Below are 10588 nucleotides of genomic sequence, written 5' to 3' on the forward strand. Positions count from 1 at the left end.
TCCTTGGTTTAACCTTAGACCCCGACTTCGCTTCCAATAGAATGGTATACTTGGCAGTCTCAGAACCTGTAGAAGGAGGTAATCACACGGCTGTAGCAAAAGGTAAGCTGTCCGAAGATGAAAAGACGATGACAGATGTGCAAGTCATCTACCGCAGTACCCCTACCTATGCCGGTAGACTACACTATGGCGGCCGTGTTATCTTCGACAAAGACGGAAATCTTTTCGTCAGTACGGGCGAACGTTCGGACTTGGAAACACGCCCTCTTGCGCAGGACTTGAAGTCGTCTTTGGGAAAAATTTTGCGTATAACCAAAGAACGGAAAGCCTGCCCAAGGTAATCCTTTTGCCAATAGGACTGACGCACTTCCGGAAATATATTCGTACGGTCACCGCAATCCGCAAGGACTCACCATACATCCAGAGACCGGAGACCTATGGGAAACAGAATTTGGCCCTCGCGGAGGAGATGAACTCAACCGAATCGAAGCAGGCAAAAATTACGGATGGCCCGTAATCACCTACGGTATAGAATATTCAGGAGCGAAAATAGGCAATCCTCCTATCCAAGTGAAAGAAGGTATGGAACAGCCCGTATATTACTGGGATCCTGTATTATCGCCGTCTGGTACTACCTTCTATTCCGGAAAAGGTATCGAAGAGTGGAAAAACAACATTTTCATCGGTGGACTTAGCAGCACCCATATCGCACGTCTTGTCATTAAAGACAATAAAGTCGTAGGAGAAGAAAGACTCTTGGCAAAAGAAGGTGAAAGATTTAGAGATGTGGTTGAAGGCTTAAACGGAGAACTGTTTGCCATCACTGATAGTGGAAAGCTTTACCAAATCAGTAAGAAATAAAAAAAGGCATCTTTTAGATGCCTTTTTTGTGCACTCCAAGGGAGTCGAACCCCTAACCTTCTGATCCGTAGTCAGATGCTCTATCCAATTGAGCTAGGAGTGCTTCAACCTTCACTTCTAAGCTACCGCTCTTCCGTTTCGGTGATGCAAATATGGGGAGTTTTTTTCTTTAATTCAAACTTTTTGTTACTTTTTTTATACCTTAGACTCATCAAAACAGCTATTTTATTGATATTTAAAGAATTATTTTTTTATCCAATTTAGGCCCATGGCAGAAAGAGTTATTAAATCCTTCAAAACAAAAGTCGAGGATATCAACATCTCTTATTACATCAAAAAAGCAACCGAAACAGAAGAAAAGACGGTTATCTTCCTTCATGGTTTTCCGTTCAACAAAAATTCATGGAAATTCCAGCTGGAATCCTTGGAAGACAATGTCACTGGTATCGCTATAGACATCCGTGGGCATGGGCTCAGCACCAGTGGACATGGCTTTTTCAGTATCGACGTCTTTGCCAAAGATCTGGAAGCATTTATGGATAAGCTGGAGCTGGAGAAAGCCATCCTCTGCGGTGTAAGCATGGGAGGCTATATAGCTTTACGCGCTTACGCTCTCTTCCCTCACAAAATAGCCGGATTAATCCTTTCGGACACCCATCACCGTCCGGACGACAATGCCGGTAAGCAAAAACGCTTTGACAGCATACAGGCGGTTTTACGCTATGGAAGAAGGCCTTTTGCTATCGCTTTCATTGACAACATTTTCACCAAGAAAACTATACAGGAAGGAGCTTATGTGGTTGAACTGATTAAGAGCAGCATCCGTCGCAACTCAATAAATAGCATCTGCGCTACGCAGCTAGCCCTCGCCTCACGCATGGACTCTACCGATATCTTACCGAAAATAGATGTCCCAGTATTGCTTATCCGTGGTGCTGAAGACAAGATTACACCTAAGGAGCTTATGCTGGAAATGCACACAAAAATTAAAGACTCCAAATATGTGGAAATACCTAATACAGGCCATCTACCGAACCTAGAAGCTCCACTAAGCTTCAACAGAGAAATGAATGACTTTATTTTAGGATTAAAATAATTAAAGGGGAAACATTCCCCTTTACCTTTATATTAACTCTTCTACTGTCAAAGCCCCTACCGTAAGATTGTTGCGCGGATCGATGATTATCCCTCGAGCATTGGCCGGGAAATCCTTATGCAGATCAAATACCACCTCTTCGGCAGCTTTTACTGTCACCCTTCCTATATCGTTTAGACGGATATCTTCGCCATAAACTTTTTCTTGTGTGTTGATATCAAATCTGTAATGCACTTCTGGGATTTTAATCTTGGTGACCTTGGTTTGGTTCTGCAAGAGATAAACCTGATTAGTATCCAAAGGTTTATTTTCAAACCAAGAAATATTGGCCGCAAAAGTACGTTCGGCAAAGGGAGGCCTATCGGCGCTAACGATAAAATCTCCTCTTGATATATCGATGTCGTCTTCCAAGTGGAGTACTAACGACTGACCATCCTCTGCAATTTCAAGATCTTTCTGATCGAATTCTATTCTACGGATGGTGGACTGTATGCCGCTGGGTAGCACAAGGACAGGAGCCCCTACCTTCAAACCCTCACCTATCACACGGCCAGCATATCCTCTATAGTCCGGAAATTCGGGAGACTGTGGACGTATCACATACTGTACTGGAAAGCGCCACGTGTCACTTTTTTTCTCCTCAAATTCTATATTCTCTAAGTATTCCAATAAGGTAGGTCCGGAATACCATGATATGCGTTTGGAAGCAGTCACTATATTATCTCCTTTCAATGCTGAAACAGGGATAAAATCGACATGAGCTAATTTTAGATTTTTGGCCAGCTGCAAATAATCTATTTTGATATTTTCGAACACTTCCTCCGAATAATCTACCATGTCCATCTTATTCACACACACCAAAACCTGTTTCAGCGAAAGGAGTTTAGCAATGAAAGAGTGACGTTTCGTTTGTTCTACCACCCCTTTGCGAGCATCGATGAGGATAATGATCAAATCTGAATTCGATGCACCCGTAATCATATTGCGTGTATACTGAATATGTCCTGGAGCATCAGCAATTATGAATTTCCTGTTATCCGTCTGAAAATATTTGTATGCCACATCTATGGTGATGCCCTGCTCACGTTCGGCCTTAAGGCCGTCAGTCAGTATTGCTAGGTCTACCGTGCCGTCGTCATTCTTGCGGTTAGCCCGTTGTATGGCCTCCAGCTGATCATCATATATGGAATTCGTATCGTATAGCAGTCGGCCTATCAGGTACTTTTACCATCATCCACCGATCCTGCTGTAATAAACTTCAATATGTTCATCTTCTATCGTAATTCTTTAGTGCCCTAGATTAAAAATACCCCTGTTTTTTACGTTCTTCCATAGCCGCTTCCGACACCTTGTCGTCCATACGTGCCCCTCTTTCACTCATCGTAGAGGCCTTGATTTCGGCAATAATATCATCTAATTCCGAGGCCTCAGAACTTATAGCAGCAGTACAAGTCATATCACCTACTGTCCTGAAACGCACGTATCTACGTTCCACAACATCCTCTTCGTCGATATGAAGACATGGAGCTGTTGCCAACCATTGGCCGTTGCGCCATACCACCTCTCTTTCGTGACTGAAGTAGATAGAAGGAAGCGCAATATTTTCCCGTTTAATATAGTTCCAGACGTCCAGCTCTGTCCAATTGGATATAGGGAACACGCGAACGTTTTCTCCCTTATTAATCTTACCATTGAAAATATTCCAGAGCTCTGGCCGTTGTCGCTTCGGATCCCACTGTCCGAACTCATCACGCACCGAAAAAATTCTTTCTTTAGCACGAGCCTTCTCCTCATCACGGCGTGCTCCACCAATACAAGCATCAAAACCGTATTTTTCTATGGTATCCAGCAATGTCACCGTCTGCAGCGCATTACGACTGGCATTTTTACCTTTAGGCTCTATCACTTTCCCTTGATCAATACTGTCCTGCACATAACCCACGATGAGCTTTTCCCCCAGGTGTTCCACCAACCAATCTCTGAACGCTATGGTTTCAGGAAAATTATGACCTGTATCAATATGCACCAAAGGGAAAGGAAATTTCCCCGGTCTGAAGGCTTTTTTGGCGAGATGTACCAATGTAATGCTGTCCTTACCTCCGGAAAACAACAAAGCCGGATTTTCAAATTGCCCTGCTACTTCTCGGAGTATGTAAATCGCTTCCGCCTCCAAATGATCTAAATAGTCCATTATCTACTTTACCCTTATTTAATTGAAATATTTTACTCCAAATTACTACGACTGTGTTATGTGCAGCCCACATTCTTTCTTGCTCTTATCTTCCCACCACCAACGACCTGCACGAAAATCTTCCCCCTCTCTTATCGCTCTTGTACATGGCTGACATCCTATACTCGGATACCCTTTATCGTGCAAAGGATTGTACGGGATATGGTGCTTTTTTATGTAATCTTCGACCTCTTGCAGACTCCAAGCAAACAGAGGATGTATCTTGATAATTTGATTTCCGGCATCCCATTCCACAAAATCCATACTCTCACGGTTGGGAGATTGCTCGGCACGAATACCCGTTATCCAGATATAATATCCTTTGATGGCGCGTCTTAGCGGCTCTATCTTGCGGATATAACAACATTCTTTTCTATTCTCTACACTCTCATAAAAGCTGGACGGCCCCTTTTGGGTCACCATCTCTTCCACTAAAGCTGCCTGGGGATAGTATGTTTTAATCTTTATCTTATAGTACTCCAATGTTCGATTCCATACATAGTAGGTTTCCGGAAACAGACGCCCTGTCTCCAAGGTGAAAACATCTATTTTAGCACCAGCCTGTGCCACCATATGGGTAAGTACCTGATCTTCTATACCGAAAGAAGTAGACAAAACAGCCTTTTGCCCCCACTCTTCAGTAATCACCTGAATTATCCGCTCGGCAGCCAACCCTTTAAGCCGTTCTTTCAAAAGTTCTACCATAGCTTAGCTTATCAACGATCTTGTATGTTCATTTAACTTTTTTATTTTCATTTTAATATCACCTTTTAACTGAAGTCTTAATTCATTCATCAGCTCCAGAGTCTCGTCGATTTCTTCGGGGAGCAGATCATTTAAAAATTCCTTCAATCGCTTTGCCATAGTGGGCGATTTACCGTTGGTAGAAATCCCTATCTTCAAATTGCCCTTCTGCACTATAGAACCTAAATAAAAGTCACATAATTCGGGCTTGTCAGCCACATTAAGTAATATGTTGTGTGATTTTGTCATAGTTCTTATCTCTTCATTCAATGAGCTATTGTTGCTAGCGACGATTACTAAGTCCTTACCTTCCAAATCAGTTTCTCTGAAGGGACGTCTCTCAAAATGTACGGTATCCTTATCCGCAATATAGGCTGTAACCTCCGGGATGATATGTTCAGCAACGATAAGCACATTAGCCTTAGGCGCATTACGGAATAGCGCCTGTAACTTTTCCAACCCCACAGGACCGGCACCTACAAGCAATACTTGAAGTTGTTCTAACTTGACGAAGATGGGGAACAACGTATTCATTGAGCCTCCAGCTTTTGTATTTCTGATTTCAATATTTTAAACTCCTTGTGTTTGGCCACTACTTCGCCTATTACGATGATAGCCGGCACTCCGAACATATGCTGTTGAACCTGCTCAAGAATGGTATTCATCGTGCCTACCACCACCTTCTCATTCGGCAACGAACCGTTCTGGATTAAGGCAATAGGCAAATCACCTCTACCATTAATTTCATATAACTCTATTATTTTCTGCAATTTAGAATATCCCATCAAAACTACTACTGTAGCATTTGTTTTTACCGCTTGATAAAGGTCTTCCGACAACTTTCCGTCAGCTGTAGATCCCGTTATTACCCAAAAGCTCTCACTGATGCCACGATAGGTAAGGGGAATTTGCTGTAATCCTGTAAGGCCAATAGATGAAGATATGCCTGGCACGACCGCTGTAGGAATATTAAACTTTCGAACGTAATCCAGCTCTTCACCACCCCGTCCAAAAACGAAGGGGTCTCCACCTTTCAGACGTACCACGTGCCCATGTGTCAGAGCGTAATCCACCATCAGTTTATTGATATAGTCTTGTGATGTGGAAGGTCTTTCCGCTCGTTTGCCTACATAAATTTTAGTACATGATTTTTTCGCATAGGCCAACAATTCTTCGTTTACCAAAGCGTCATAAAGGATGACATCCGCACTTGCAATGGCTTTAATACCTTTTAATGTTATCAGCTCCGCATCACCGGGACCTGCTCCTACTAATGTTACAAATGGTCTTATATGATTGTTCATTATAATCTTTCTAATTACTAACTACCCGCAACTCTTCTCTTCGTTCTGCTGCCTCATAATAAAAGGCTGCTGCCTGTTTGATATACACTTCGGCAAATTCTTTGGAAGGCTCATACTTATTGATTTGCAACACACGCTCGGTAAAAGATGTAGGGAAGGAGAATATTCCCTCATTAACATAGCGATTATCAAACTCACTAAGTACTGCAGCCTGCGTGCTTGCATTTACCCCTTTGTCGAGCAGAAGTGCCTTCGCTGTCCACACAAAAGAGCTGTAAGCATGATATATAGCATCTGCAAATTGGTCTTGTTCCAAAGCCTTATTGGCCCACTCTAGTTTTTCTTCAGCCTCGAAAAGCAGTGTTGCCACCAAATCTATAACCACGCCTGCACATTCCCCCACTCCAATAGCTGTCTCAAAAGTGTCCTGATGCCCCCAGTCCACAAACTCATCGGCAGTAAGGGACGAAAGGTCCGACAGAGGCTTTAACAAGCGGTAAAAATAATCCTTACCTTGCCTATCATAATATGTATGAAAGTTCTCGGAAGACAGCTTATTCTGCTTGAAGTCATTCAACAACAGATCCACTACCTGCAAGACTCTCTTGGTGGGAACTTTGATAACGCGTTCGGCTACACGGCCTTTACCATCTCCTATTGTGCCACCCCCTAACATCACTTGAGCGGCAGGTACAACCTTGCCTTCCACCTTCACCGAACTACCATGAAAGCCTATATGTGCAAGACCATGTTGCCCACAGGAATTCATACAGCCCGAAATCTTGATTTTCAGGTCTTGTTCGTAAACAAACTCTTCATGAAACTCATGAATATACTGCTCCAGCACTCGTGCCATCTCTGTCGAATTGGAAATCCCTAGGTTACACGTATCCGTTCCAGGACAGGTGGTGATGTCGGCAGTGCTATCATAGCCGGGCTGAGCAAATCCCAATTCCGTAAGTAAATTGAAAAGATGCGGCAGAGACTCCTCACGGACAAACTTGAACAATAGGTTCTGATTTTGCGTAATGCGAATGTCGTCAGCTACATGGTTTTGTATTCCTTCAACCAGTCTTCTCGCTTTCTCGGTAGGGATGTCTCCTGTAAGCACTTTGACATATACACCAAAATATCCTTTCTGCTTTTGCTCAAAGACATTCGTAAAGCGCCACACATTATATCTTTCTTTATCAATAGGTTCAACACATTCAACTTCAGTATTAGGTAAACTAGGAAGAGCTATAATATTATGATCTACAAATACTTCTTTTGCCTTAAGTGCTGTTTTTTCTTCCTCAATAAGGCGAAGCACCTCCTGTAAGCCTAGCTTCTGAACCAAATATTTAAACCTTGCCTTATTACGATTATTACGTTCTCCATAACGGTCGAACACCCGCAACGTAGCCTCTATATAGGGAATAACCCATTGTTCTTCCAAAAAATCGTACACCTCATAAGCCAGCATTGGCTGGGCACCCAGTCCGCCTCCCATCATAACCTTAAACCCACGCACTTCTTTGCCATCCACCACTCTTACTTTAGGAATAAAGCCAAAATCGTGGATATAAGAGAAAGCGGTATCTCTTTCCGAACAAGAAAAAGCTATTTTAAACTTACGTCCCATCTCTGCACAGATCGGATTACGCAAGAAGTATTCAAAAGTCTTTTGAGCATAGGGCGACACGTCAAATGGTTCTGACGGATCTATTCCTGCCGTCGGTGAGGCTGTAACATTGCGCACGGTATTGCCGCAAGCTTCGCGTAAGGTCATATCATCCTCCGCCAGTTTAGCCCAAAGCTCAGGAGTCTTATCCAGACTCACATAATGAATCTGAATATCCTGACGAGTCGTAAGATGCAGATTACGGGAAGCATACTCATCCGATATATCCGCAATTTTAAGAAGTTGTTTGAAGGTCACTTTCCCGAAAGGCAACTTGATACGTACCATCTGCACGCCGGGCTGACGCTGTCCGTACACTCCCCGAGCCCAGCCTCAGTGAGCGAAACTTCTCCTCCGATAAACGCCCCTGCTGATATGCTCGAATCTTTCTTTCAAGCTCTATGATCTCTTGCTCTACAACGGGATTTTCTAATTCTGTTCTGAAACTTAACATGATAAAAAGTAAGTAGCTTTTCTATGTTTTTGGCTAAAAAGAGTTTAACTAAAACTCAACGGAAACAAAAGTATTAAATAAAATCCATAAATCCTATATAATCTACCAATTTACTATATTTTAATATTAAACAGAAAAAAAACCTGTAACGAATATTACAGGAATACTTTATGTATTAGAAATTAGAAAATGTTTAATTATTTCTCATTATCACATGCCGACAATGAAATCTCCTCATCTTTCACAGCATTGATGTTTTGTATGCTTTCGAACGTGTTTTCTATTTTCTTACACAACTCCATTAATTTTATAATATTAGCGTCGGAAGAATTTTCAAATTGATCCATGTCGAACACATACGAATCTCCTTCCTCGAAAACGCTTAAAATTTCTTTTAGTTCTCCGACCGAGGCAATATTAACAATCTGGGTAAAAATAATATTTCTAACGGTAGCTAGCATTTGTAGAGCTTCAATTACGTGATTTCTGTAGTCTTCCATAACATTAAAAGTTTTTATAGTTGGTCTTGTTGTAATACAATTAAACAAATTCTGTTGTATTACCAAAACGTTTAAGCAAAACTACAGCCACACTCTTTTAAAATAATAAATAATTATAATTTATTATTTTTCGTAAAAGATTTTCAGTTTACCATACATTTTTACTATAACATTTCATTACCCTCACTCAAACATAAAAACACTTCGCTACAGCACTAAAAGCATTACACAAAACTTAACTATTAGTAAACATCTATTTTATGCAAATCTGTCTATAATTTTATTTCTTTTGTAACAAAAAAAGTGACCGAAGTCACTTTAATATTATCTTTATTGTTGGGTTATTGCACTAAATTATGCCCGCCTTGATAAGCTCGTGTTCCATAGCCTGCTGAAGCTTGATGGCTTCTTCTCTAGCTTTTTCGGCGAAATCTTTTCCTGAAGAGGCATAAATGATACCACGAGTACTGTTGACCAACAAACCACAATCTTTATTCAATCCGTACTTACACACTTCTTCTAATGAGCCTCCCTGCGCTCCTACTCCCGGCACTAAAAGGAAATGATCTGGAGCATGTTTGCGTATATCGACAAAGGCTTCTCCGCGCGTAGCGCCAACCACATACATCAGATTTTCAGGGCTACCCCAGGTGTTTACCTTATCTATAACTTCCTCGAACAGCTGCTTTCCTGAGCTATCTTTAAAATTCTGGAAATCTTTTGAACCTTCATTGGAGGTTAATGCCAATACGATAGCCCATTTACCGTCAAACTCCAAGAAAGGCAATACCGAATCCTTTCCCATATAAGGAGCTATGGTGATGGAGTCAAAAGACATTCCGGATATAGCCTGATCAAAGAAAGCCTGAGCATACATCTTCGAGGTATTACCTATATCCCCACGCTTGGCATCAGCAATGGAAAAACAGTTTTCCGGCAGAATCTGCCATGTCTTCTGTAAGGAATGCCATCCTTTTACGCCATAACTTTCATAAAAAGCAATATTGGGCTTATAAGCCACGCATAAGTCTTCGGTAGCTTCAATTATAGCCTTATTGAAGGCAAAGATAGGATCTTCCTCTCCTAACAAGTGTTCTGGAATCTTTGTAATATCTGTATCCAGTCCAACACACAGGAATGAGCGTTTTATCTTGATTTGTTCTATTAACTGCTCTCTAGTCATAAAAAATGTTATTGATTAATAAGGTTTTGCATAAAATCCACCACCGAAGAGGCACTGTAATCGCGCATTCCCTGCTCTCTAGCAATAAGCTTTCCTTCCTTATCCAAAATTACTGTTGTAGGGATGGCGTCGGACAGCCAATCTTTCGGAATGTCGCTATAGGGATATACTATTGGGAGGTCAAGGTTTTCTCCTTTCAAGAAGTCATTAGCCCCGCGGATGTTGTTATCAATCTCCACAAGAAGAAACTCTATCTTACCACTGTCCTTAAATTTGTCGTACAACTTTTGGATGGAAGGCATCTCCGCCTTACAAGGCGGACACCATGTTGCCCAGAAGTTTATAAAAACTACCTTACCCTTAAGGTCTCTCACATGGACAGGATTTCCTTTGTCATCCACAAAAGATACTGCAGGACCTCCTGTGACTGATATAGTCTGTTGCTTTCKTTTTGGGCTTCTTGCTGCGCTGAAGTCTCTAACTTGGGTCTGAACAAACCTAGCTTCATCAGCTGGCGCTGTACGAAATTCTAGTATCGGAATCAGAACCACGA

11 protein-coding genes, 1 tRNA gene and 1 pseudogene are annotated in these 10588 nt (G+C 41.8%); 3 read left to right on the top strand and 10 right to left on the bottom strand.

Annotation, left to right across the window (positions count from 1 at the left end; genetic code table 11):
- Together SD31_RS20380 and SD31_RS20385 are read left to right on the top strand one after the other, a co-directional pair.
- A partial coding sequence (locus SD31_RS20380; protein WP_262506642.1) for a PQQ-dependent sugar dehydrogenase occupies positions 1-341 on the top strand: 341 nt, incomplete at its 5' end.
- A gap of 34 nt (positions 342-375) precedes the next feature.
- Positions 376-861, top strand: coding sequence for a PQQ-dependent sugar dehydrogenase (locus SD31_RS20385; protein WP_262506643.1), 486 nt, complete (start codon positions 376-378; stop codon positions 859-861).
- 29 nt (positions 862-890) lie between these two features.
- Here SD31_RS20385 and SD31_RS13080 read toward each other — a convergent pair.
- Positions 891-964, bottom strand: a tRNA-Arg gene (locus SD31_RS13080).
- Between the two features lie 165 nt (positions 965-1129).
- On the opposite strand from SD31_RS13080, the gene SD31_RS13085 reads away from it, so the two are divergent.
- Entirely contained in the window at positions 1130-1957 is an 828-nt protein-coding gene (locus SD31_RS13085; protein WP_039054457.1) for an alpha/beta fold hydrolase, read from the top strand.
- Between the two features lie 27 nt (positions 1958-1984).
- Here SD31_RS13085 and SD31_RS13090 read toward each other — a convergent pair whose 3' ends face one another.
- From SD31_RS13090 to SD31_RS13130, 9 genes and pseudogenes are all read right to left on the bottom strand, one after another.
- Positions 1985-3175: a sulfate adenylyltransferase subunit 1 gene (locus SD31_RS13090; RefSeq protein WP_316929885.1), complete on the bottom strand. Its 1191-nt coding sequence runs from the start codon at positions 3173-3175 to the stop codon at positions 1985-1987.
- A gap of 82 nt (positions 3176-3257) precedes the next feature.
- Entirely contained in the window at positions 3258-4148 is an 891-nt protein-coding gene (gene cysD, locus SD31_RS13095; protein ID WP_039054458.1) for a sulfate adenylyltransferase subunit CysD, read from the bottom strand.
- A 45-nt stretch (positions 4149-4193) separates the two neighbouring features.
- The gene (locus tag SD31_RS13100) at positions 4194-4892 is read right to left on the bottom strand and encodes a phosphoadenylyl-sulfate reductase (RefSeq protein ID WP_039054459.1); all 699 of its coding nucleotides are present in this window, start codon (positions 4890-4892) and stop codon (positions 4194-4196) included.
- 3 nt (positions 4893-4895) lie between these two features.
- Positions 4896-5465, bottom strand: coding sequence for a bifunctional precorrin-2 dehydrogenase/sirohydrochlorin ferrochelatase (locus SD31_RS13105; protein WP_039054460.1), 570 nt, complete (start codon positions 5463-5465; stop codon positions 4896-4898).
- Complete coding sequence (gene cobA, locus SD31_RS13110; protein ID WP_039054461.1) at positions 5462-6235, bottom strand: uroporphyrinogen-III C-methyltransferase; 774 nt, start codon at positions 6233-6235, stop codon at positions 5462-5464. The genes SD31_RS13105 and cobA overlap by 4 nt, the downstream gene beginning before the upstream one ends.
- Before the next feature lie 10 nt (positions 6236-6245).
- A pseudogene (locus tag SD31_RS13115) lies at positions 6246-8352 on the bottom strand (nitrite reductase).
- Positions 8353-8549: 197 nt separating this feature from the next.
- A complete protein-coding gene (locus SD31_RS13120; RefSeq protein ID WP_039054462.1) occupies positions 8550-8852 on the bottom strand; it encodes a hypothetical protein in 303 nt (100 codons plus the stop codon).
- A gap of 349 nt (positions 8853-9201) precedes the next feature.
- Entirely contained in the window at positions 9202-10035 is an 834-nt protein-coding gene (pyrF, locus tag SD31_RS13125; RefSeq protein WP_039054463.1) for an orotidine-5'-phosphate decarboxylase, read from the bottom strand.
- A gap of 8 nt (positions 10036-10043) precedes the next feature.
- A partial coding sequence (locus SD31_RS13130; protein ID WP_197053720.1) for a TlpA family protein disulfide reductase occupies positions 10044-10588 on the bottom strand: 545 nt, incomplete at its 5' end.

It is taken from the genome of Sphingobacterium sp. T2 (genome assembly GCF_000814685.1).
In the GTDB taxonomy this organism is placed as follows: Bacteria; Bacteroidota; Bacteroidia; order Sphingobacteriales; family Sphingobacteriaceae; genus Sphingobacterium; species Sphingobacterium thermophilum.